General features: G+C 58.8%; 22 protein-coding genes. 13 read left to right on the forward strand and 9 right to left on the reverse strand.

The window, feature by feature from the left end:
• Position 1: 1 nt before the first annotated feature.
• From AAFX04_09725 to AAFX04_09745, 5 genes are read right to left on the reverse strand one after another with little or no spacing between them, the layout of a single operon-like run.
• Entirely contained in the window at positions 2 to 511 is a 510-nt protein-coding gene (locus AAFX04_09725) for an acyltransferase (GenBank protein ID MEO1045705.1), read from the reverse strand.
• Positions 512 to 562: 51 nt separating this feature from the next.
• Entirely contained in the window at positions 563 to 1,840 is a 1,278-nt protein-coding gene (locus tag AAFX04_09730; protein MEO1045706.1) for an O-antigen ligase family protein, read from the reverse strand.
• A gap of 3 nt (positions 1,841 to 1,843) precedes the next feature.
• Complete coding sequence (locus tag AAFX04_09735; GenBank protein ID MEO1045707.1) at positions 1,844 to 2,908, reverse strand: acyltransferase; 1,065 nt, start codon at positions 2,906 to 2,908, stop codon at positions 1,844 to 1,846.
• Positions 2,909 to 2,911: 3 nt separating this feature from the next.
• Positions 2,912 to 3,577, reverse strand: a complete 666-nt coding sequence (locus tag AAFX04_09740; GenBank protein ID MEO1045708.1) for a polysaccharide deacetylase family protein — start codon at positions 3,575 to 3,577, stop codon at positions 2,912 to 2,914.
• Positions 3,574 to 4,614, reverse strand: coding sequence for a GNAT family N-acetyltransferase (locus AAFX04_09745; protein ID MEO1045709.1), 1,041 nt, complete (start codon positions 4,612 to 4,614; stop codon positions 3,574 to 3,576). Before AAFX04_09745 ends, AAFX04_09740 begins: the two co-directional genes overlap by 4 nt.
• A gap of 107 nt (positions 4,615 to 4,721) precedes the next feature.
• Between AAFX04_09745 and AAFX04_09750 the strand changes: the two genes are divergently transcribed.
• The gene (locus tag AAFX04_09750) at positions 4,722 to 5,744 is read left to right on the forward strand and encodes a glycosyltransferase family 2 protein (protein MEO1045710.1); all 1,023 of its coding nucleotides are present in this window, start codon (positions 4,722 to 4,724) and stop codon (positions 5,742 to 5,744) included.
• Complete coding sequence (locus AAFX04_09755) at positions 5,741 to 6,676, forward strand: sulfotransferase (protein ID MEO1045711.1); 936 nt, start codon at positions 5,741 to 5,743, stop codon at positions 6,674 to 6,676. Before AAFX04_09750 ends, AAFX04_09755 begins: the two co-directional genes overlap by 4 nt.
• A gap of 34 nt (positions 6,677 to 6,710) precedes the next feature.
• Here AAFX04_09755 and AAFX04_09760 read toward each other — a convergent pair whose 3' ends face one another.
• Positions 6,711 to 7,538, reverse strand: coding sequence for a 2OG-Fe(II) oxygenase (locus AAFX04_09760; protein MEO1045712.1), 828 nt, complete (start codon positions 7,536 to 7,538; stop codon positions 6,711 to 6,713).
• 137 nt (positions 7,539 to 7,675) lie between these two features.
• On the opposite strand from AAFX04_09760, the gene AAFX04_09765 reads away from it, so the two are divergent.
• On the forward strand, positions 7,676 to 8,359 hold the full coding sequence (locus tag AAFX04_09765; GenBank protein ID MEO1045713.1) for a methyltransferase domain-containing protein: 684 nt from the start codon (positions 7,676 to 7,678) through the stop codon (positions 8,357 to 8,359).
• 45 nt (positions 8,360 to 8,404) lie between these two features.
• Here the strand turns inward: AAFX04_09765 and AAFX04_09770 are convergent, their stop codons facing one another.
• Together AAFX04_09770 and AAFX04_09775 are read right to left on the reverse strand one after the other, a co-directional pair.
• Positions 8,405 to 9,190, reverse strand: a complete 786-nt coding sequence (locus AAFX04_09770) for a class I SAM-dependent methyltransferase (GenBank protein MEO1045714.1) — start codon at positions 9,188 to 9,190, stop codon at positions 8,405 to 8,407.
• 129 nt (positions 9,191 to 9,319) lie between these two features.
• The gene (locus tag AAFX04_09775; GenBank protein ID MEO1045715.1) at positions 9,320 to 10,792 is read right to left on the reverse strand and encodes a flippase; all 1,473 of its coding nucleotides are present in this window, start codon (positions 10,790 to 10,792) and stop codon (positions 9,320 to 9,322) included.
• Between the two features lie 376 nt (positions 10,793 to 11,168).
• Here AAFX04_09775 and AAFX04_09780 point away from each other — a divergent pair, with 376 nt between their 5' ends.
• From AAFX04_09780 to AAFX04_09795, 4 genes are all read left to right on the forward strand, one after another.
• Positions 11,169 to 12,629 carry an O-antigen ligase family protein gene (locus AAFX04_09780; GenBank protein ID MEO1045716.1) on the forward strand — a complete coding sequence of 487 codons (1,461 nt, stop codon included), beginning with the start codon at positions 11,169 to 11,171 and terminating at the stop codon, positions 12,627 to 12,629.
• A 210-nt stretch (positions 12,630 to 12,839) separates the two neighbouring features.
• Positions 12,840 to 13,469 (forward strand): polysaccharide biosynthesis/export family protein, encoded by a 630-nt coding sequence (locus AAFX04_09785; protein MEO1045717.1) that lies wholly within the window; start codon positions 12,840 to 12,842, stop codon positions 13,467 to 13,469.
• 33 nt (positions 13,470 to 13,502) lie between these two features.
• Positions 13,503 to 15,671: a polysaccharide biosynthesis tyrosine autokinase gene (locus AAFX04_09790; GenBank protein ID MEO1045718.1), complete on the forward strand. Its 2,169-nt coding sequence runs from the start codon at positions 13,503 to 13,505 to the stop codon at positions 15,669 to 15,671.
• Positions 15,664 to 16,908, forward strand: coding sequence for a hypothetical protein (locus AAFX04_09795; GenBank protein MEO1045719.1), 1,245 nt, complete (start codon positions 15,664 to 15,666; stop codon positions 16,906 to 16,908). The genes AAFX04_09790 and AAFX04_09795 overlap by 8 nt, the downstream gene beginning before the upstream one ends.
• Before the next feature lie 4 nt (positions 16,909 to 16,912).
• Here the strand turns inward: AAFX04_09795 and AAFX04_09800 are convergent, their stop codons facing one another.
• Complete coding sequence (locus tag AAFX04_09800; GenBank protein MEO1045720.1) at positions 16,913 to 17,917, reverse strand: endonuclease/exonuclease/phosphatase family protein; 1,005 nt, start codon at positions 17,915 to 17,917, stop codon at positions 16,913 to 16,915.
• Between the two features lie 138 nt (positions 17,918 to 18,055).
• On the opposite strand from AAFX04_09800, the gene wecB reads away from it, so the two are divergent.
• From wecB to AAFX04_09830, 6 genes are all read left to right on the forward strand, one after another.
• Complete coding sequence (gene wecB, locus AAFX04_09805; protein ID MEO1045721.1) at positions 18,056 to 19,171, forward strand: UDP-N-acetylglucosamine 2-epimerase (non-hydrolyzing); 1,116 nt, start codon at positions 18,056 to 18,058, stop codon at positions 19,169 to 19,171.
• Positions 19,168 to 20,436 (forward strand): UDP-N-acetyl-D-mannosamine dehydrogenase, encoded by a 1,269-nt coding sequence (wecC, locus tag AAFX04_09810; protein MEO1045722.1) that lies wholly within the window; start codon positions 19,168 to 19,170, stop codon positions 20,434 to 20,436. Before wecB ends, wecC begins: the two co-directional genes overlap by 4 nt.
• 83 nt (positions 20,437 to 20,519) lie before the next feature.
• Entirely contained in the window at positions 20,520 to 21,521 is a 1,002-nt protein-coding gene (locus tag AAFX04_09815) for an SDR family NAD(P)-dependent oxidoreductase (GenBank protein ID MEO1045723.1), read from the forward strand.
• 11 nt (positions 21,522 to 21,532) lie between these two features.
• The gene (locus AAFX04_09820; protein ID MEO1045724.1) at positions 21,533 to 21,838 is read left to right on the forward strand and encodes an antibiotic biosynthesis monooxygenase; all 306 of its coding nucleotides are present in this window, start codon (positions 21,533 to 21,535) and stop codon (positions 21,836 to 21,838) included.
• Between the two features lie 15 nt (positions 21,839 to 21,853).
• Positions 21,854 to 22,705, forward strand: coding sequence for a class I mannose-6-phosphate isomerase (locus AAFX04_09825; protein ID MEO1045725.1), 852 nt, complete (start codon positions 21,854 to 21,856; stop codon positions 22,703 to 22,705).
• Complete coding sequence (locus tag AAFX04_09830) at positions 22,702 to 23,754, forward strand: mannose-1-phosphate guanylyltransferase/mannose-6-phosphate isomerase (GenBank protein MEO1045726.1); 1,053 nt, start codon at positions 22,702 to 22,704, stop codon at positions 23,752 to 23,754. The genes AAFX04_09825 and AAFX04_09830 overlap by 4 nt, the downstream gene beginning before the upstream one ends.
• Positions 23,755 to 23,872: the final 118 nt, after the last annotated feature.

Raw genomic sequence — 23,872 nt, forward strand, 5'->3', positions numbered from 1 at the left:
GCTATTCGCGGTCGGCTTTGGCCTGGCGCTTCTTGAAGTCGCGTCCCGGCAGCTTCGCCGCCTCGGGATCACTCTCGCGCAGCCGCCGCTCATTCTCATCGGCCTCGACCAGCCGCCCGAACATCTCGACAACAATCCCTTCCTTGACGATCCGCGCCGGATTACCGGCCACCGCGCAATGCGAAGGAATATCCTTGGTGACGACGCTGCCGGCGCCGACAATCACACCGTCGCCAATGGTCACGCCTGGAAGGATCAGGCTCTGGCCGCCGATAAAGCAGCGCTCGCCGATGCGGGTGTGCAGATAGAGGCCGCGCGTGAAGTCATGCGTCATGATCCGCGCGCCAAAGGCGACATAGCTTTCCGCGCCGATGTGAATGCCGGCTCGGAATGTCCAGTCGAGCTCGGCCGACATCGACATCCGTGCCGTCGGATGGATATCCAGTCCCAGCACCTTACGCTGATACCATGACCGCGTGGTCAGCATGGCCTGTCGTACCAAACGCTTCATTTTAGCTCGTTACCTTCTCTAGAATCGAATAGCCGCCCGGGATGCTGATCCTCAGGCGTGCGATGGGGCCCGTGAATATGGCCTGCTCGGCGGTATTTGAACAACTTTCCGGCTCTGAAAAGCCAGGCTTGTGCCAATACCCTGTATGATGAGCACGATCGCCTGGGTGGTGAGAACGGCAGACACGGTGAACTGGCCAATCAGTACGACCGCGAGGGCTATGGCAAGCCCGAGATAGACATTGCGATATTCAGTGGTCCTCGCATCCGATACCCTTTTGGAAAGAACAATAATCGCGATGACATAGGCCAGGAAGGCCGATATCGCCGCCGGCATGCCGTTTTTCACCGCCAACAACAGGAAATGGGCATCAATGGAATTACTCCCCATCCATAGTGGTCGCAGCCATTCATTGCGCCCGATACCGAATACCGGGTTTGCCAGCGCTTCGGCCCCGGCATATTGCCAGATCAATGTGCGATAATAGCCGGTTGACGGATTGAGCAGCAGATAGCGGTTCAATACCGCAATCAGGCCGTCCTGTGAAAAAAAGTGCAGCAGGATCAGGATAACGAAAGCAACCATTACGAGCAGCGGCCATGACAGTTCGCGTACGACGCGGCACAGCCTCTCATAGCCATACAGGCCGGAGATGGTGGCAACGCCCAGAAAGGCCGAAGAGCTGAACGAAAACAGGGCGCCAAGTGATGACGCGATACCGACAATCTTGGTCCTGCCGGGCTTCATGGCCAGCATGTAAAGCGGCAGCAGTGAGGTCAGGAACATACCGGCCATGATAGGATGATAAAATGGCCCATAGGCTCTCAAAAACCCGAGCCTTTTTTCGTTGCGAAGACCGAATGCCCCCACTTCTCGGGAACCGAGAATCTCCGCCACGGCAGGCCTCAGCAACAGTTTGCCCCCCAGGCTTTCTATCACCAGCATGGCAGACGCCAGTGAAACGCCGGGAATGATGACGGTCAGAAACAGCCTGAGGTCAGCGAGATTGCGAATGGAGCATCGCGCCAGAAAATAGGCAATCAGGGCATCGGCTGCCAACGACGCGCCGCTCTCTATGGCGAACATGAAGTCGTGGATGACGCTGAAGGATATCACCAGCCATGCGGCCGAGAATATGTTGAGCAGGTCGACGATATTGATGCGGATCCGGCCCTGCAGCATCTGGATGAGAACGACAGGGAAAAGAGCAAATTCGACGATGCGAAAGGCGTAAAACCGGAAACCGGAGATTTCGAAGAAGATCTCCGGCGGCAGCAAAAGGCTGTAGAAAAACAGCACCAATGGCCAAACTCTCTTGAAACCCTGCATTACCTAGGCCTTCTTTCGCTTCATGAAACGCATTTCAACGGCATGGTAGCTGTAGCTTGAGATAACAATGATGGATAGCAGATACAGCATTGTTACCAGCGAAGCGACACCGGCGCCCATATCGAGCTTGATACCTACATTGGGAACGAATTCCCCGCCATAGCCAAAAACCGTCTGCAGGATGCGGATAAATACAAAAACAATCGCTATGTGCCACATATAAATGCTGTAGCTGACCTTGCCGAGATGCTGGAGAAAGCGGCTGTTGAGCAGATTTGTCATATGGCTCGACCCGGCATGCACCGCCAGCGATGCCACGAGCAGCGAGAAGATGACTACCGGCAGCCAGGCAGCCAGGCGGTCGTAAAAGGCCATGGTGGCGATCGAGACCAGCGACCAGATGATTGGCGACAGCAACCAGCCATAGCGGCGATGGTCGCCCCCCTCATAAAACCGGTGCACCAGGACCCCGGCGAAGAAGCCGTAGAAACAGCGCAGAATCGGATAGCCAACGACATTGTGAAAGGCATCAAGATGCCAGCACAAAGCAGCGCTGGCGACGAACATGGTCAGCATGATCGCACTCTTCAGGCGACCCGCCATCATCGCAATGCAGGCAAAAACGAAATAGGTCAGAAACTCGGTGGAGATCGACCAGCTGGGAAAATTATAGGATAGCTCATCGGCAAACAGCGCCTGCACCAGCAGCAGGTTATACAGCGCCAGCTTCCAGCTTTCCGGACTTTCCCCGCTCTCTCCGTTCATGACAATGCGCGTCAGGTCGATAATGACAAACACCAGGAATGTCAGCAGATGCAATGGATAGAGCCGCCAGAAGCGTTTCTTCTGGAACGCCACCAGCTTGTCGGATGATCCGATATTGTCGAAATAATTATAGGAAATCACAAAGCCGCTGATGACGAAGAACAGATCCACCATCAGATCGCCATTGCGGATGACCGGATTTTCGTAAATCGGCGAAAAGGTCGGGAAATGGTAAAGTGTGACCATAAGCGCCGCGACGCCACGCACGGCTTCCAGCTCGAGAAATTTCTGCTTTTTTACCATGGGTCAGCGCACCAGCTGCTTCATGATGCACTTGGCTTCTTGCCGGACCCTGGCGCTGCTGCTCTGGGCATTGGCGAGAAAATCCCCAAACCCATCCATGCTGGTATCTTTCCTTACGCTGAAACGCGGAATGGGGTTGCTATCGCTCAGTCTCGGCCCGCCATCGCTGGAATAAATAGCACCATATCCGGCCTGTTTCAGCGCCTGCATGACGCGTCGGTCATAGCGGCCAAATGGCAGCCCGGCATCGTCGATACTGCGGCCGCATATCTGCGACAATATGTCACGCGACCGCACAAGCTCGCGCGTCAGCGCTGCATCATCCTGGTCCGGCCATGGCTGGTGATCCATGCCGTGCGAACCGATGGCGAATAGCGGGTCACTATCGATTTCGGCCACCTGCTCACTGGTCAGATAGCCGGTCTGGTCGAGCTTGCCCACAAGCACAAAAAAGCTTGCTTTCATGGCGCGCCGCCGCAGCTCAGGCACGGCGATGTGATAATCAGAATCATTGCCATCATCAAAGGTGATCGACAAAGGTGCGGACGTGCGCTCGACCAGATCAAGCGTGTCATGAAAGACGGACTCGCTGATCCAATAGGGTGCCTCACCCTCTTCATAGGGGCGCTTGGGCGTCCCCAGCCCATGAAAATTCAGGATGAAGGTCATCCGCGCACCCTGTTGTATATGGTCTCGGCAAGCTCGACTATCTGACCTCTCGGCCAGGCTGCACGCGCCTCCTGTATCTCGGGTCCGCGATAATGCACACCACCCATCCGTTTCTTGAAGCGGAATACGCTGGGATTGTCCTCTTCATCCGCACCGCCCAGATCATAATGACTGAGTCCGAGCGACCGTGCATGTTCGATCACCGCCCATTGCAGGCGGAAGGATGCGCGCAGATCACGCCCCTCATCATTGGTCGCGCCGAGAAGATACACCGCCATATTGCCGCTATAGGCACCGATATGGCCGCCGACCAGCCGGTCCTGATGCCAGGCCAGGTGGACCAGCAGCCGCTCATCCGCACCCGCCATTTCGGCGGCATCGGCAAAAAACGCAGCATCCTGCGGTGCCTGGAACCCCTTTTGGTGCGACAGTTGCTGCAATAATGGCTGGAACAGACGAAAATCTTCCGGATCGGCGCTGCGGGTAATTCTGATATCCCCTTTCTCCCCACGCCGCAAATCGGTGCGCCACTTGCCGTTAAGCCCAGCGCGCAACGCCTCCATATCGGGTGCCAGGTCGATGATGAATGTCTCATAGCCGGTGCCGGATAGCGGGGCGAAGCCGGCGATCGCCTCATAGGCGCTGCGCTGCACGGCTATATCGTCCGTGATCACCGGCGGATTGATCCGCAGATTATAACCCTTTCCCGCAACCAGATAGTGGCGCAGCGCCGCCTGAACATGCGCCACCATTTCGGCACCATCGTCTAGCATCACCGGCCCCTGTGCAATCACCGCCAGCCCTGCCGGCACCAGCGGCAGCGGCTTTATACGGGCATTGGCCAGGGCCACAGGCTGGTCGCCATCGCTGACCAGCAGATAATGGCTGCGCGCGCCTGCTGCCTTTGCCGCGACACCGGCATAGGCGGGATATTGCCGCCAGCTCGCATTACCGGCCGCTACAAGCAGCGGCAGTACATCTGCCACCGGGATTTCGGACACGCTGAGCGCACTGGTGATCGGGCCGGAGCGATTCATGGCAGCGCGATAGCCGAGGCCGAAACAGATTGAAATAGCGCTCCACCTGACATATCGGGGCGCCGAGCGCATTATTGCGACCCTTCTTCCGATCCCGCCTGGATGCCATGACCTCTCCCAGCACCACATTGCGCCTGCCAGAAAGCGTCACGCATGACGTGTCGGTGGTCATTGTCAGCTACAATACGCGCGACATGACCCTGGCCTGTGTGCAGTCGGTGCTCGACAATAAGGGCGATCTGGCGGTCGAGGTGATCGTGGTCGACAATTGCTCCAGCGATGGCAGCGCCGCTGCACTGCGCCAGACATTCCCCGATATTACCGTGATCGACAGCCCGGCCAATGGCGGCTTTGCCTATGGCAATGCCATCGGCTTCGAGCAGGCACATGGTCGCCATATCCTGCTGCTCAATCCTGATACCGAGATTTTCCCCGGCGGATTGCGGCGCTGTATCGACCATATGACGGCCAGTCCGAGAACCGGCATCATGGGCCCGCGGGTGCGGCTCGATGATGGCAGCCAGCAATCGAGCATGATCCGCTTTCTCAGTCTGACCCAGCTGTTCTTCATCATCTTCATGCCCAGCCTGTGGCTGCGCCGGACCAGCTTGTTCGGCGACCTGCGTTATGCCGGGCTGTCGCGCGATACAGTCAACCGGGTCGATGCGGTGTCGGGGTGTTTCATGTTCGCACGCCGCGAGTTGCTGGAACAGGTGGGCGGCCTCGACACCCGCTTCTTCATGTATGGCGAGGAGGCTGAATGGTGCCACCGCACCGGCAAGGGCGGATGGGATGTGGTGTATAACCCTGAAGTCGAAATACTCCACCACGGTGCCGCCAGCACAGGCCAGATGAATGACTGGAAGGCGGTCGAAATGACGCGCGGCCATATTCTGTTCCTGCGCTTTACCCGGGGTGCCGGTATCGCCTGGCTCGGCACTTTACTGATGACGCTGCGCGACATCGTCCGCATCCCATATTATGCCGCTGCCACCCTGTTACGAGGGTTCCGCCCACCGGCCAATGCCGGACCATGGTGGACACGGCTGAAATTCGAGCTCAAGGCGCTGTTTAGCCTGCCCGGCGGCCAGACCATCACTCTGCCCGACCCGGATATGGTGCACAAATGAAACGCCTCGCCATATCGCTGGCGCGCAATGTCGGCCATGCCGCCATGGCACCGCTGGAAGGGCAATTGATGCGGGCAAAGCCGGATCGTGCACTGCCGCCGGTGTTTATCATCGGCGCCCCGCGTTCGGGCACGTCGCTGCTCTATGAGTTGCTGATCACCCGCTTTCGCTTTGCCTATATGGCCAATGCAGCGCATCGCTTTTACCGGACACCGCTGGCGGCCACTCGACTCTTCCAGGGCGCAATCGGCAAATGGGAGGGCAATTTCACCAGCCGCTATGGCCATATTGACGGATGGGGCGCGCCCAATGAGGGCGGCTGGATATGGCAGCGCTGGCTTGCCGATGGTGACTGGACCGATGGCCGCGATTATCCCGAACCAAGCATCGCCGAATTGCGGCAGCTGACAGCCGGCTTCACCGCCGTGCTGGACGCGCCCTTTCTCAACAAGAATGTCATGCATTCCAACCGATTGCGACTGATGCAGCGCATCTGGCCCGATGCGCTCTATATCGAGGTGCGGCGCGACATACGCGACAATGCCCGGTCGATCATACGCGCCGAACGCAGCGAGGGCGGCCCGGAAAAACATGGCGATATCTGGTGGTCGGTGCGACCAAGGCTGGCGGCAGATTATGCCGGCAAAAGCGACAGTGAGCGCGCGGTGGCACAGGTCATCGGCGTGGCGCGGGATATCGCCGAAGACATGGCGATCATCGATCAGGGCCGGCTGTTCAGCATCGATTATGCGGATATGTGCGCCGCGCCGGCCAAAGCGCTTGGGGAGATGGAGCAGTTTCTCGCAGCCCATGGCTACTCGCTGCAGCAGCGTCTCGAAGTGCCGGAGCATTTCCCGGTGCGGCCGTCAAAGCCCCTGAGCGATGCCGATGAGGCAGTGCTGACACAGACAATAGAAGCCCTTGCCCAATAGCTGCGCCTGCACCGGCAAGCGCCGGTGACCCGGGTTAATGGCTTTTGCCGACCATCCGCAACAATGCTGGCGGCAGCCAGTCCTTGGCAAGGTGGCGCAATTTCACGCTATAATCGGTGGCATCATGCGATCCGGGGCGTGACATGAAATTGGTAGTGCGATCAGGTTGATCGTTAATGTCCGCAGTCGAGGTGTAGTAATAGGTCGCAATCGAGCGCCGCGAGACGCCATCCGGCGTATTCAGCGGGTCGGGATGGCCGTGATAGCTGTCGAGATTGGTGCTGAAGACAACGCAGCGACCGATTAGCGGCGCGATGCGGTGGTGCATTTCCTTCATGTCCTTCGACCACAGTTCAAGATGGCCGCCATAGCTGTCGTCCCAGTCCTCGTTGAGATAGACCAGAACATTGAGCCGCCGCCGAACATGCATGATCTTGTGGTTGTTGAAGTCGGCATGAACCCCGAGATGACCGCCACGAAATGTCTGATGCAGTCCGCCACCGGCATAATAGGGGTCGGCAATCAGCCCCTCTATACCGGTCATGGCAGAGAGAAAATTCAGAAATGGCTGGCTGTTCAGCGCCGCCAGCAGGTTCCGGGTCGGATCATGCGGTACATCTTCGGGGTGGAACTGAAACTTCAGATTTTCCTGCTTGCGGTTGAACGAGCGGGCATGTTCCTTCTCGGGGAAATGCTCTGCGACATCGCGCAGCAGCTCGATCGGGAGGAAGTCCTCGATCATGATATGCGGGAACGGCTCCGCATTCTGATAGCGCTCGGCCAGCGCCCGGCCTTTTTCAATGCACTGGTCTTCCTGGAACCGTGGGCTTCCAGAATTGCCGACAAAGTCTAAAACAGCCATTGTAAATTCCTTGTAGCGGCCGGTGCCGCGCCGTGTTTCGCCGGTGGCATAACCGCTTGCCGAGTGGCACTCAAGCCACTAAAGACCGCTTGCCCGAATTAATTGTGCATCTGCAGCATAAAGCAGGAATCATCCCCTTGACCGTTACCAGCCCAACCGAAACCGCACCCGCTGCACCGAGCATCGAAAACTATCATGGTCTCGTGCGCAGCGACATCTTTCCCTATATCCCCCGCACCGAGGGCTGGCTGGTCGATATTGGCGGCGGCACCGGGGCCACAGCGCTGGCCGCAAAGGCCCAGGGGCTGGCCGACAAGGTCGCCGTGCTCGACCAGATCGACGAAAGCCACACCACACCGGGGCTCGATTATTACCGCAAAACCGATATTTCCAGCCGTGAGGCATTGGCCGGATGCGCCGAGGATCTGGGCGGTTTCGACACCGTATTGGCGCTCGATGTGCTCGAGCATCTGGTCGATCCGTGGCAGACCGTCGCGGATATCCACAGCTGCATGAAGCCCGGCGGTGTATTCATCGCCAGCATCCCCAATGTGCGTGAGATCAACGCCAGCCTGCCGCTGCTGTTCGGCAACAAATGGGAATATAAGGATGCCGGCATTCTCGACCGCACCCATTTGCGCTTCTTCGTGAAATCGACCGCGGTGGAACTGATGGTCAGCTCGGGCCTCAAGCTGAAAGAAGTCATCCCAGCACCGTTTACCGCACGCCGGTTCAAGCTGCTGCGCGCGGCGACGCTCGGCCTGTTCAACAGCTTTCTCGACCGCGCCTATATCATCGTCGTCGAAAAAGCGGATGGATAAGTCCGGCCAATATCCGGCGGTCCCGGTGCTGCCGGCCGGACAGCCTCACGAGACCTGCCCGACCTGCATATGCGACGGCATCGGCACCTTCTGCTTCTCGATCACCACAATTGAGTCATAGAAGCGCACACTGGCAACCTCATTCTTGTCCGCGAAAAGCGGTTTTTTCGGATGATACCAGCCATGCATGTCGTCGACGATCTGCTTGGCGACCTCGATCGCGGTGCCGCGGCGCTGATAGCCGCCCTCGTTGAAGCCGGGGAAATAGGCAGTGTGCAAATCCTCTATGACATAGAGCCCGTTATGGTTGAGCAGCGGCCATAGCGTTTCGAAACTGACCTGCTGGTGCGTCGCCACATGCGAACCGTCGTCGAGAATGATGTCGGGCCGCCCCATTTCCTCGACCACGCCGCGCAAGAATGCCGGATCGGCCTGTGAGCCGATACGCACCTGATTGGGCGCGTCGACATAGTCCGCGCAATCGGGATTGATATCGACGCCGCAAATCTTCGCGTCAGGGCCGAAATATTTGCGCCACATTTCGAGCGAGCCGCCCTTGAACACACCGATTTCGAGGAAATTCACATCGGCCTTGTTGCGATAACGGGCAAATTCACGCGAATAGACATCGAGATAGTGCAGCCATTTATGGACGACGCGGCCATCATGGCGAAAGAATATCTCGGCCAGATCGCTGGGAAACTCCTCGAGCGACTGCATCGCCTGCGATGCCGGAATCTGGCGCTCGGCGAAGGGGAAATGATTGGTGGGCCTGCCCTGCCTCTTGCGTATCTTCTGCCTCAACCGGCCAATAATGTCGGTCAAATTCATTATCTGTTCCTAACCTTCGCAAAAGATTGAGATTCGCGCGCATATCCCGGCTGATGAATATGACAGCGGGGCAATAGGGGCATTAGACGGCGGAGAGAAGCATAAATTCACCAAAAATGGCGCCCGCGCCTATCGCCGCGATACCAGCCGCACCTTGCTGGTCAGTGTTTTCAGCGTCGCGACAATCATCGCGCGGGTATCGCCATCGGCATGCCCCCAGGAAAGGGCGAGCGCTATGACTGTCGCCGCCAGCCATAGCGAAAGCGTTGCCAGTACGCCGAACTCATAGCGCGACAGCGCCACGACCAGGGCGAGGATCATCACGAAATTGAGGAAGAAGGAGCGCGGCAGGGGCATTTTCCGGTCTATCGCAAAGAGCAGGAACATGACGTCGAAGATCAGCCGCAACAGCACCGCGGAAGCGGCCCCGATCGCGCCAAAGGCCTCGACCAGATAATAGAGCAGCACGAAATAGAATGGCAGCTGGATGATGGTGATCTTGGTGACGATATCGGGCTTGCCCTCTGCCTGGAGGTAAATGAACGCAATCACGCCAAAGGCATTGATCCAATAGGCAAACATCAGGATACGCGCCGGGATCGTCGCCTGTTCGCCAATATCCTGACCGACCCAGAGCTTGAGGAATATCTCGGCAATGCAGATGATCCCGATGATCATCACCGTCATCAGGATTTCGAGCACCGACAGGCTTTTGCGCAAAATGTCCTTGCGCGCCTCGCCTTCGCTCGAGGCGATGCGCGGGAATACCGCATTGCCAACCGCCTTGGGGATCAGCGCGACGCGGCGCGATATATCAAAGGCCACGGCGTAAATCGCGACAGCGGCGGCACCCAGTGTCGTGCCCAGAACCAACCGGTCACCGACCACGATCAGCGGCCCCGCCAGCGTCGTCAATGTTACCCAGCCGCCATATTTCAGCAGGCCCAGCCATTCGGCATTGTCGAAACGCGGCGTGAATCCCCTGAGCAGATGTGTCCGCACTCTGAGCAGGAAGATGCCGAAGCCGATGACACGCGCAATGATCGCCGAGACCACCAGCCATTTCAGCGTCGGCCCGATAATGAAAGCCGTCGCCAACGGAATGAGCTGGAACAGGCTGGTGCTGATCACCGTCGCGATATTGACATCGAGAAATTTCTCCCGCCCCTGCAACGCGCCAGAAGCAACACCCGTCAGCGTCGCGACCGGCACCGCCAGCGCCAGCACCGGCACCGCGTCGAGCACCTCTTCACGCAGCCATTGGTCAGCCTCGAAATGGACCGAGAAGAAATAGCTGGCGGCGACATAGAGCAGCACCCCGCCAAATATTCCCATGCCGATATTGACGACCGCGGCGGTGGCGAAAACATCGGCTCTTTTGCCCGGCTCATCATCGACCAGCACGGCGATACGGTGCGCCGTGGCGCGCCCCAGCCCCAGGTCAAAAAGCCCGAAATATCCGAGAATGACCCATATGATCGCCAGCGCGCCATAACGCTCGACGCCCACCTGTTGCAGGTAGAGCGGAATCGTAACCAGCGCGAGGACCAGCGGCGTGACCGTTCCAGCCAGATTATAGACAGTATTGCGTCCGACACTCAAAATGCACCGCCTCGATCATACCGATCATATGGCCGGACATATGCAATCATCGATGGGCGTTCACCGCCTGTGCAGATAGTCATATTCCGTTCACCGTGGCGCGGCCATATATCCCTTCGGTAGCTATTGACCAGAGGGGAAATCGAAAACCTTGCCGCCAAAGGCGCGATCATGCCATCGCGGCACGCCGCCGACAGGCGATAATTCGGTAAAGATTCGATGCATAAGCAATGCCCATGTTTGAATTGACGCCATCCAACAATGCGCATAGGACGCAGCGGACAACTTCAACCAGCCCAGAGCAGCACGCCTCTCTTCGAAAGCAGGCGTACCATGGGTACTTTGTGACAGCATCATCGATTGTCGAGGCAGGATAATGGCTACGGCTTATGCAGACAGGACGGCAAGACGGTCCCGTGCGCTGGTGCCGGCCAATGCGGACGCCGCCGCCATCGCCACGCTGCTCTTTCTGGCGATAGCCTTTGTCCTGGGCGGCAGCGGCAGCCGTTTCCCGATGACCGAAATGCTGGTCTATCTCGCTGCGATCCCGGCACTGTTCCTGTCGCTTATCGGCAAGAAGAAAGACCGGGAAACCATGCATCTGCGTGGTACCAAAATCCTGATCCTGTCGACTGTGGCACTGAGCGTCATTCAGCTGGTACCACTGCCACCTTCTGTCTGGCAGAATCTGCCAGGGCGCGCACCGCTGGCCGAAGCGGCGGTGCTGATCGGTCAGGGCGATGCCTGGCGACCATGGTCGATCAATCCCGACAGCACCTTGCGCTCGGCGCTCTATCTGATCGTACCGGTGACCGCCTTCATCGCTGTCAGCCGACTCGATACCGGGCTCCAGACCAGGCTGCTGTGGTGCGTGATGCTGGCCGCAGCTCTCCACCTGCTGATCGCCATTGCCCAGTCGCTTTCGGGCGGCGAGAGCTTCTATTTCTATGACACCACCCATAAGGGTCTGCCCATCGGCATTTTTGCCAATCGCAACCATATGGCGCTGTTCCTGCTGATAAGCCTTGTGCTTGCACCGGCCATGCTCGCGGCACGGCTGCATGCGGCACCGCTGTCGCGCCATATGCTTTACTGGGCACTGGCCTTTGTCCTGGCCATCGGCATATTGGCCACCAGCAGCCGCGCCGTCACCGTGCTGCTGCTGCTATCCATACTCTTCCTTGCCTATCTGTCGATCCCCGAACGGCACCGCAAAACCGGGTTAATTGCCATTGCCATCTGCGTCAGCGCGCTGGTCGCGCTGGTCTTGCTCGGCTGGTGGACCGGCAATCTCGGCAATCTGGAAAGCCTGAGCGCGCGTTTCGAACAGTCCGACGATCACCGCTATGAATTCTGGCCCGACACCCTGGCCGCAATGGGGCATTATTTCCCCTTCGGCTCTGGCATCGGCACCTTTGACGAAGCGTTTCGCAGCCAGGAGAGCCTCGACATTATCGGCACCCATTATGTCAACCATGCGCATAATGACTATATAGAGATCATTATCGAGACCGGGATTTTCGGCCTCATTCTGCTGGCCGCTATGGCGGTGGTAATGCTGCCCGCCATGCGCCGGATTATCGTCGGCAGGACCCGGGGCGACATTACCGACCTGCCACTGCTGGCCTGTTGGGGGCTGACAATGATAGCGCTGCATTCGCTTGTGGATTACCCGATGCGCAGCCTTGCCATTGCCGCCCTGTTTGGCGTTCTCGCAGCCATCTGCATTTCAGTTCCAGGCGGCCGCCACAGGCTGGCGGTCAATCGCACCGGGAATGAAATCCGTCGCCCGGGCATTATCGCTTTCGGCGCAAAGGGGAATAGGCTAGGCGTTTGAGAATATGAGGATGACGACATTTTGGTACAAACGCGCGCTTACGCGATAGCTGCATCGGCGGTTATGATGCGAAGGCTGCACCGAGATTGATTACGAAGATTGCTTACGAAATTTGCTTGCAAGGGTTTCATAGTGAATAAAATCGCCGCGTTAGGAATTTTGATCAGCCTGTCTTTGATAGTATCGGGCTGCCAGTCATCACGCGAAATCGTGCCGGGAATTGTCCCAGCCGATGCGAGCGCACTGGCCGGAACCGTACCCGATCCGGGCAATCCTTTTCCAGACTATGTCATCGGACCGCAGGATGTGCTGACGGTACGCGTTTTCCGCGAACCCGATCTCAGCATCGATGCGGTGCGCGTCGATTCCGGCGGCCGCATAGAAATGCCGCTTATTGGCAAGGTCGAGGCGGTCAATAAGACACCCGATCAGCTGTCCCAGGAAATCACCACCCGGCTCGGCGAAAAATATCTGGTCAACCCCAGTGTCGCGGTCAATGTGCAGGAGGTGAACTCGAAACGGGTCACGGTGGAAGGCGAAGTCAGCAGCCCGGGCGTGTTCGCGCTTACCGGAACAAGTGACCTGCTCACTGCCATCGCGCTGGCCGGCGGCCCGGATGATGTCGCACAGCTTGACGAGATTGCGGTGTTCCGCAGCGTCAACGGCCAGAAAATGGTCGCCGCATTCGACCTGGCAAGGATCCGCTCGGGCGAGATGGCCAATCCGGTGATATTGCCCGGTGACATTATCGTTGTCGGATTTTCGAGCCTGCGCCAAGGTTATCAGGACTTCCTGAAAATAGCACCGCTGATTGCCGTTTTCAGACCGCTTGCAAACTAAAGCACTATCGATATTCGAAGAGATACATCGCTTATGACACGTCCAGAATTTGATCGAACAGAGATCCTCGAAGAACAGCAGGGCTTCTCGATCAACTTTGCCGAAATCCGATCGATGGCATATCGCCAGCGCTACATTATGGGTGCCATTATTCTGGTGGCACTGCTGATCGGTGTTGCTGTGACCATCGTTTCGCCTGCAATCTACCAGGCGGAAGTAAAAATCCAGATCGATCCAGACTCGAATGATGTGCTGACCGATTCAACCGAGTTGAGCAACAGGCTGCGTGGCGCCGATGTCCAGCGCTACCTCAATTCGCAGGTTGATCTGATCAAGAGCCGGTCAATGGCACAGCGCGTCGCCACCGATCTCGACCTCAATGCCAATGACACATTTCTGGTCAAAATGGGTGAGCAGCCGGTCGAAATTGCCGGTGAAGGCACATCGCTCGAGCGCGCCAGGCTCGAACAGGTCGTCGCCACGCTGGTCGCCAATATCGATATCACACTGCCCTTCGGCAACAAGGTGGCCACCATCACCTTTGACAGCCGCGACGAGGAACTGGCGCAGCGTGTCGCCAATGCCTACGCCAAGAGCCTGATTACAGGCAATATCGAGCAGCGTTATGAAGCCAGCTCCTATGCCCGCGATTTCCTTGAAAGTGAAATCGCCGATGCCAAGCAGAGACTGGAAGAAGCCGAGCGACAGGCGCTGCTCTATGCCCGCAACACCCAGATTATCGATGCCAGCGATGGCGTTGGCAGCACCGACGAAGAAGGCCGCTCCGCTCCGCGCTCGATAACCACCGCAAATCTGGTCCAGATGAACACCGATCTGGCAGAGGCACGCACCAACCGCATCCTTGCCCAACAGGAATGGGAAGCAGTGCGTGGTCGTCCGCCGCTGGAGATCAGCGCGGTCCAGAACAATCCCGCGATCCAGAGCTTGTTATCCGAAAAAGCGGCCAAGGAATCGCAGCTGCGCGAGCTGCTCGACCGCTACAAGCCCGATCACCCTGTGGCCGTACAGGCTGCGGCCCAGCTCAATAGTCTCGACTCGGAAATCAACGCCATCGCAACCAGCATTACCGGGGCGATCCGCTATGACTATGAAATCAAGCAGCGCCAGGAAGCATCGCTGGCAAGCAATCTGGAACAGTTGAAGGACGCAACGCTTGAAGAACAGAACAAGCGGGTCCAGCTCAACCTGCTGGCGCGCGAGGTGGAGACCAACCGGGCACAGTATCAGTCGCTGCTCGAGCGGTTCGAAGAGGTGAATACCAGCGCTGATGTGGTCACCAACAACATCTCGATCATAGATGAGGCACAATCAGCCGAGAAGATTGCACCGCAGCCGCTGATCAACATGCTGCTGGCCGGAGTTATCGGCCTCGCCATAGCCTTTTTGGTCGCCTTCCTGCGCGAAACCTTCGACGACTCGATCCGGACACCCGATGACGCGTCCCGCAAGCTCGGCCTGCCACTGCTCGGCACGACTCCGGTCTACAAGCAGGAAGACCCGCTGATCGAGACACTCTCTGACCGGAAATCGGCCATCGCCGAAGCCTATTCGTCGATCCGCTCTTCGCTCGATTTCAGTACCAGCGAGGGTGCACCCAAGAGCATATTGCTCACCAGTAGCCAGCCATCAGAGGGTAAGTCGACCAGCGCCGTCGCCATTGCCGAAAGCTTTGCCCGTGCCGGCAAGCGGACGCTGCTGGTCGATGGCGATTTGCGCAACCCGTCGCTGCACAAATATCTCGGCGTGGAAAACAATATGGGCTTTGTCTCGACACTGACGGGCAATGCCAATTTCGATACCGTCATCTCCAAACCTGCTGACATGCATTTCGATTTCCTGTCCTGCGGCCCTATCCCGCCTGACCCCACCGAGATCATTGTCAGCCATGCGATCACGCGGTTTATCAAGTCGGTCGAAGGCCGCTATGATCACATCTTGTTCGACGGTCCTCCGGTTATGGGGCTGGCCGATTCGCCGCAGATGAGCCGCGCCGTGGGCGGCACGGTTCTGGTCGTCGAAGCAGGGCGTATTCGTGGTGGACAGACCAAATCTGCCATCCGTCGCCTTAACGATGCCGATGCCACATTGCTGGGCCTGATCCTGTCGAAATTCGACGGTGTATCGAGCGGTTATGGCGAATATTACGGCTATCAGTACAACTACGTGAAGCGTGATGACTGATGCCGTTTCGGGGACAGCGGGTCGCCTGAGATTCTGGGTCATACTGGTCCTGTGCCTGTTGCTGGCGGCCCTCGTGGTCGCGGTCCAGCTTGGCGAAGCGGCAGCGGGCAACCGGCAATGGCAAACCGGCCTGTTATTCCCGACCAGCGACGGTGAGGCTGCGGCGCGACTATCTTCCGATCTGCTGGCAGCTGACGAGAAACAGTCCGCAGGTGCTTTTGCCATGGATGCGCTTGATGATTCGCTGACTCATGTCGAGGCATTGCGCACTCTGGGTATCACCCGGTTTGACGAAGGCGAAGAAGACAAGGGCAAGAAGCTGGTCGAGCTCGCGGGACAGTTGAGCTGGCGCGACAGCGCGACTCAGGCATGGCTGTTCGAACAATCGCTGCGCGACGGCGATTATGCCCGCAGCATCCAGCACGCCGATGCCCTGTTGCGGCGGCGGCGGGTGCAGAGCGAGATATTCTCCATCTTCACCCTTGCCGCGCTTGACCCCGAACTTTCCGGCACGGTGCGGCAGCAGTTCATTGCCAATCCGCCATGGCGTGCCAACTTTTTCGCCGACGCCGATGACACCGATCCGTCGCAATATCGCGGCTTTGAGAACATCGCCATCGGCCTGAAGAACACCGAATCCCCAGTAACGCCGCGCGAAGCGCTGCCTTTTATCAACATGCTGGTACAAAAAGGCGAGACCGGGCGGGCATTGCAGACCTGGGCCAATCTTTTCCCTTCGCAAAGCGCGGTGCTTCCGGCCAATGGATCGATCACCCTGGCATGGCCGCGCGGCGAACGGATGAACCTGCCCTACCCGACCGACTGGCGCTTCCGCTCCAGCCGCTCTATCCTGCCTCTGGTAAGAGGTGCCGGCGATGACAGCGATACCCGGCTTGATCTGGAACTTGATCGACGCGCATTGGGGCCGATTGCCGAGCATCTTGTGATGCTACCGCCGGGAGAGATTACCCTGCAGCTTGACACAGACGCGCTGGCACGGCGCGATCTCGGCAAGCTGCGCTGGTATCTGCAGTGCACCGACACGCCGCGTAACAGGGCCCCGGAGATAGCACTGGTTCCCGAACGGCTTGACACGCCACGCTGGCAGACTGTGCTGGGCGAACAGGACTGCCCGGTCTATCGGCTGGTAATGGCGGTGCGACTGGGCGGACTCTCCGCTGCGGGCGACATCAGCCTCGGTGCGGTGCGGCTAAGCCATAAAAGGCCCGAAGCCTAGCCGCCTATTGCGTCGCTCCCGCAGTACCGAGGCGAAAATCGGCAATCACCGGATGATGATCGGACTGAATATACGCACCCCCGGTAAAGGCATTGGCGATACGCAATTCGCGAGCGGCGAATATATGATCGATACGGACATAGGCACCGAACAGGCCGCTGCGCCGGGCCGGACCGGGAAAGGTGCTACCCGGTCCGAAACCAGCGCTCTTCTGGGCATTCTGCATCAGATCGGACATGATGGCATAGCCCTCATTCCAGCGACTGGCGTTGAAGTCGCCGATGACCGCGTCCGGCGTTTCATTGGCAATGGCCTCGGCAAGGTCGCGATAGAATAACCGGTTGACCGTAGGCGTCTCGAATGCCTTTGGCGCACGCAATGTCCAGACAGAGAAGCGGCGGCCATCGACCATGACCCGCGTCTTGAGAACGCCGTTAATCGCCAGTGCTTCAGCGCGAACCGGATGGTGCGAGAGCAGTGCGAGGTTGTTTTGCGTCACCACATTCCAGGGCTTGCCGGTTTCTTCTTCCAGCGCCTGACGAAATGCCTCGGCATCATGGACTTCCTGCAACCCGATAATATCGGCATCATAGCGCGCCAGATGCCTGGCCGACCCCGCCATGTCGCGGTTAAGCCCGCGCAGCGATGCGGACATTACCCTGAGGTCGCTGGCAAATTGGCGCTCCTCGCCGGCGGCCATATTGGTGCCCGATGGCATCAGCATCAACCCAAAGCCGACTATCGCCGCCAAAGGTGCGGTAATCCAGTCACGCAGCATGGTCAGGATTACCGCGATAATGATTGCGGTAATACCGAACACCAGTCCGCCAGCATTGATATAGCCGAAATAGGACAGGCTATCGCCGACAGCGAACCACAGGCCAAACCACAACAGGATCAGCAGCAATGCTGCGCGCAAGGCCCAACTAAGGCGCTTGGCCGAGAACAGGCCCGAAAGCAGGCTGGGCGATGATTTTCTGCTCGAAGATGAGCCAGTCGGGCCGGGCATGAGGCGGTTTCTTTCAGGCAATATGGCTGCGGAAATTTTACGGCTGCGAATATTGCCGCAAAGCCCTAAGCTTTTTATGGCATTGTGCAACCACATGGTGCATAGGCGGCGCGATCTACAACTGCGACAGAGCGTGATGTGTCCCAGAAAATCCTCGTCATCTTCGGCACACGCCCCGAAGCAATCAAACTTTTCCCGGTCGTCCATGCCTTTGCCGAAGCCGAAGGCATCGACCCGGTGGTCTGTGTCAGCGCCCAGCACCGCGAGATTCTCGACCAGGTGCTCGATATCGGCCAGATAACCCCCGATCATGACCTCGATATCATGCAGCCCAACCAGTCACTCGATGCACTGACGGCACGGCTGCTGACCAAGATCGGCGAAGTGATGGACAGGGTGCAGCCCGATCGCGTTATCGTCCAGGGCGATACCGCCACCGCCATGGTCGGTGCCCTGGCTGCCTATTATCGCAAGATCCCGGTCGGCCATGTCGAGGCAGGGCTGCGCAGCTACAACATCTACCATCCCTGGCCTGAAGAAGTGAACCGCAAGATCATCGGCACCATTGCCGATATGCATTTTGCTCCGACCGAAACCGCGGCCAATGCACTGAAGAAAGAGGCCGTCGACCCGTCGCTGATCCACGTTACCGGCAACACCGTGATCGATGCGCTGCACTGGGTAACCAAACGCATCGAGGCCGAGCCGCAACTCGCTACGGGCCTCAGCGAATTGGAGCAGCGCTTTGCCGGCAAGCGGATTATCGGCGTTACCAGCCACCGGCGCGAGAATTTCGGCGGTGGTCTGGAAAATATCGCTGCCGCCATTGCCGAGCTGGCGCAGCGTGATGATGTCGCACTCATCTTCCCTGTGCACCCCAACCCCAATGTCCGCGCGGTGATGGATGCGGCGCTGTCGGGCCTAGACAATGTCGCCATGATCGAGCCGCTCGACTATCCGCATTTTGTGCGGCTGCTGTCGCTCGCCGAGATCATGCTCACCGATAGCGGCGGGGTGCAGGAAGAAGCCCCGGCGCTGGGCAAGCCGGTGCTGGTGATGCGCGAAACCACCGAGCGCCCCGAAGGCGTCGAGGCTGGCACTGCACGGCTGGTCGGCACTGATCGCGAGGCCATTGTTGCCAACGCCACAAGGCTGCTCGATGACGCTCAGGAATATGATCAGATGGCACGCGCGCACAATCCCTTTGGCGATGGCCAGAGCAGCGCCCGGATTGCGGAGTTGGTAAAAGCATGACGCACGAAACACTGCCCCGTGTCACCATGGTCGGACTTGGCTATATCGGCCTGCCTACCGCAGCGGTGATTGCCCAGTCGGGTTGCCATGTCTGCGGTTTCGATGTGAAGGCCGATGTGGTCGACACCATCAACCGCGGCGAAATCCATATCGAGGAGCGCGATCTCGATACGCTGGTGCACGATATGGTCGCCTGTGGCCGACTGCGTGCTTCGCTCGAGGTCGAACCGAGCGATGTCTTCCTGATCGCAGTGCCGACGCCCTTCAAGGGCGATCACGAACCCGATATCTCCTATGTCATGGATTCGGCGCGGCGCATCGCCCCGGTGCTGAAGCAGGGCGATCTGGTGATCCTCGAATCGACCTCGCCAATCGGCACCACGGCGGCAATCTGCGCCGAGATCGCCGGCCTGCGCCCCGATCTCGCCATTGCCGGCACCAGCGACAAGGCTTGCGATGTCCATGTCGCCTATTGCCCGGAGCGGGTGCTGCCGGGGCAGATTATCGCCGAATTGGTCTCCAATGACCGCAGCATCGGCGGCATCACGCCACATTGCGCCGAAAAGGCCAAGGCGTTTTACGAGATTTTCGTCAAGGGCGAGTGCGTACACACCAGCGCAGCCGCTGCCGAAATGGTCAAGCTGGTGGAAAATGCCTCGCGCGATGTCAGCATCGCCTTTGCCAATGAACTGTCGCTGATCGCCGATAAAATGGGCATCAATGTCTGGGAAGTGATCGCGCTGGCCAATCGTCATCCGCGCGTCAATATCCTGCAGCCCGGCCCCGGTGTCGGCGGCCATTGCATTGCTGTCGACCCATGGTTTCTGGTGCATGGAGCGCCCGAGCAGACGCCACTGATCGCCACCGCGCGCCGGGTCAATGATGGCAAGTGCGACTATACCATCGGTCGCGCCGAGGGTATGGTCGAGGCTGCCGGAAAGAGCGCGAAAGTCGCCTGTCTCGGCCTCGCCTTCAAGGCCAATATCGATGATTTCCGCGAAAGCCCGGCGCTAAAAGTGGCGCTGTCATTGGCACACAGCTATGGCGAACGGGTGCAGATTGTCGAACCCTATGCCGCGCAATTGCCCCCGGGTTTCGATGGCACCGGCGCGGTTCTCACCGATCTCGACAGCGCTCTTGACGATTGCGATGTCATTGTCGCACTGGTCGATCATGACGCGTTCAAGGTGGTATCGCGCGAAAAACTGGCCGGCAGGACAGTCTATGACACCCGCGGCATGTGGGCCAGCACCGATCAGGGCTGAGGCGCAATAACCAAGGCGGGTCAACCGGATAGCAATATCTGTGTTATAGAACAGCGCTGTCTGTTGACGGGAAGGCACGCTGAATGACGATCCTGATTACCGGAGCTGCCGGCTTTATCGGCCATGCGCTGGCCAAGGCGCTGCTGGCGCGGGGCGATCGCGTCATCGGTATCGACAATCTCAACGACTATTATGATCCGGCGCTGAAACAGGCGCGGCTCGATGATATTGCCGCAACCGGCGGGGCTTTTGTCTTTCACAGGCTCGATTTTGCCGACAGCGAGGCGCTGAGCAGTGTGCTCGCAACCGAGCAATTCGACCGGATCGTCCATCTCGGCGCCCAGGCCGGGGTGCGTTACAGCCTGGAAAACCCGGCTGCCTATGTGCAGTCGAATCTGGTCGGCCATGCCAATATGCTCGAACTGGCGCGGGTGCGGCAGATCGGCCACATGGTCTATGCCTCGTCATCCTCGGTTTATGGCCACGCCTCCAAGATGCCATTGTCGGTCGATGCACGTGTCGATCATCCGGTGTCGCTCTATGCCGCAACCAAAAAGGCGGACGAGCTTATGAGCGAGACCTATGCCCATCTCTATCGCCTGCCGCTCACGGGCCTACGCTTCTTCACCGTTTACGGACCATGGGGCCGGCCCGATATGGCGCCGTGGAAATTCACCAGGGCGATATGTGAAGGCACGCCGATACAGGTGTTCAACCATGGCAGGATGAAGCGCGATTTCACCTATATCGACGACATCATCGCCGGACTTGTAGCAACGCTCGATGCCCCACCCGCCGATGATGCGCAGGCAAAACCCGGCGGCAGCGTCTCGCCACATGCGGTCTATAATATCGGCAATAACCGACCGGTAGCGTTGATGGATTTCATCGCTACCATCGAACAGGCCTGTGGCCGTGAGGCGGAGAAGATCATGAAGCCGATGCAGCCGGGCGATGTCTATGAAACCTATGCCGATATCACAGCCATTGCCGCTGCCGTCGGCTATGCCCCGGCAACCGGACTTGAAGATGGTATCCCCCGCTTTGTGGAATGGTATAAGCACTATCACAGCATAAAAGCGTAAGGAGGGCTGCCATGATAATCGTTGAAGGCTGGATCAGATATTCCCCAGGTGATGTCGCAAAACTGCGGGCGGCGACAGCCAAAGCGGTCACCGCCACCAATGCAAATGAGGAAGGCTGCCTGCACTACAGCATTGCCCAGTGCATCAACGATCCTGAAGTCATTCGCATCTCCGAGCGCTGGCGCGATGAAGAGGCACTGCAAGGGCATTTCGGCCAGCCACATATGACCGAATTCATGCTCGAACTGGCCAAGGCCACGCGTATCGATGCCGATGTGCGCGTCTATCATGCTCAGGAGGTTCGCCGCCTGCTCTAGCGGCGGAATCATACCATGCTGACCCGGCTCACCCCGCATATGGTCGAGAAACCCTGGGGCCGCGACGACCTCGCGCCGCCCTTTGTCGATGCCCATGCCGGCGAGCCGAGGCGCATTGGCGAACTATGGTATCAGTCGAGCAGCGAGCTGGTGAATGATCCGCTGCTGATCAAATATCTCTTCACCTCGGAAAAGCTGTCGGTGCAGGTGCACCCCGATGATGCTGCGGCGCGCGCGCGCGGCCAGCGCTGCGGCAAGGCAGAGTGCTGGTATGTCATTCAGGCCGAACCCGATGCGGTGCTGGGTCTGGGGCTGAAAAGCCCGATAAGCCCTGAGGAACTGCGTGAGGCGTCGCTCTCGGGTGTGGTCGAGCATATGATCGACTGGAAACCGACCCGCGCCGGGGATATCTGGTATGTCGCCCCCGGCACCATCCATGCCATCGGACCGGGGCTGACCCTGATCGAGGTGCAGCAGAATATCGACATCACCTATCGGCTCTATGATTATGGCCGGCCGCGCGAGCTCCATCTCGACGACGCCATCGCTGTTGCCAGTCCCGGGCCCTATGCCATGGCCAATCATGGCGATTATCTGAGCCAGGACCCGCTGATCCGCCACTGGCCACATTTCGGGCTGGCGCTGGCACATGATGCAGAGCAGGTGCGCGAGCTGGCGAGCACCATGGTCACCGACAGCTATTGGGCGCCGATCAACGGACCTGCCGAGATCGATGGCCAGACATTGCACCACGGCCAGGTCTATCGCCGCGAGGCGCATAGCGCGCTCGCCAGTGTCGCGCTCGATCCCGCAACCACCATGCTGCTTGCCTGGCCGCGCAGCCTCGACAGCGGCGCAGCGTCATGATCGTCCCGGTCATACTTTCAGGCGGATCGGGCACACGGTTATGGCCGCGATCGACCAATGCCCGGCCGAAACAGTTCCTGTCGCTGGCGGGAGAAGGCACCCTGTTCGCGGCAACGCTCGACCGTATTGGCGACCGCGCGCAATTTGCGCCACCGCTGATCATCGGCAATGCCGCGCATCGCGCACTGATTACCGAAGAACTGGAAGCAGCGGACTTTGGTGAAACCGCGCGGATCATCCTCGAACCGGTCGCGCGCAACACTGCACCGGCAATAGCGTTGGCGGCGCTGGAGCTCGTCGGTGAAGAGTTGATGCTGGTGATGCCAAGCGATCATGTGATCACCGATCCCGCTATGTTCCGCGCGGTTGTCGCTGCGGCAGTTCCGGCAGCCAAGGCCGGGGCACTGGTCACCTTCGGTATCACACCGACCCATGCCGAGACCGGCTATGGCTATATCCATCAGGGCGCATCGCTCGATGGCAGCAGCGGCCACAGGGTGAAGGCCTTTGTCGAAAAGCCCGAGCGCGCCATGGCCGAGCAAATGCTCGATGAGGGTGGCTATCTGTGGAATGCCGGAATCTTCCTCATGCGCGCAGACCGTTACTGGCAGGAACTTGAGCAACATGCACCCGGGATGGCAAAAGCCTGCGCCGCAGCGCATGCAGCGGCACGTCGCGATGATCAGGCCATGACCCCCGATGCAGAGGCGTTTGCGGCATCGCCATCGGACTCAATCGACTATGCGATCATGGAAAAGGCGGGCAATGTCGCAGTATTTGCCCTTGATTGCGGCTGGTCCGACCTGGGAAGCTGGGATGCAGTGCATGCGCTGGCCGACAGTGACGGCGCGGGAAACGCGCTTTCCGGTCCGGTGACGCTGCTCGATAGCGAGGGCAATCTGGTCCAGAGCGATAGCCTCAAAATCGCCGCAACGGGAATAAAGGATCTGATCATCATCGCCGAGGGCGACCAGTTGCTGATCATCCCGCGCGGTGAATCACAGCGGGTCAAAGCACTGCTGGCCGAAATTGCCAATCGGAGCGAATAAGCCAGGGTTGCGCCGCACAAAGAAAATCTCCATGCAAATCGCCCTGGCTATTGATATATTTGCTGTACAGGGCCAAGCGCCACCCACACTCCATTCCTGACGGTTCAGGCACCACCTT

It is taken from the genome of Pseudomonadota bacterium, from assembly GCA_039818985.1.
Taxonomy (GTDB): domain Bacteria; phylum Pseudomonadota; class Alphaproteobacteria; order Sphingomonadales; family Sphingomonadaceae; genus Alterisphingorhabdus.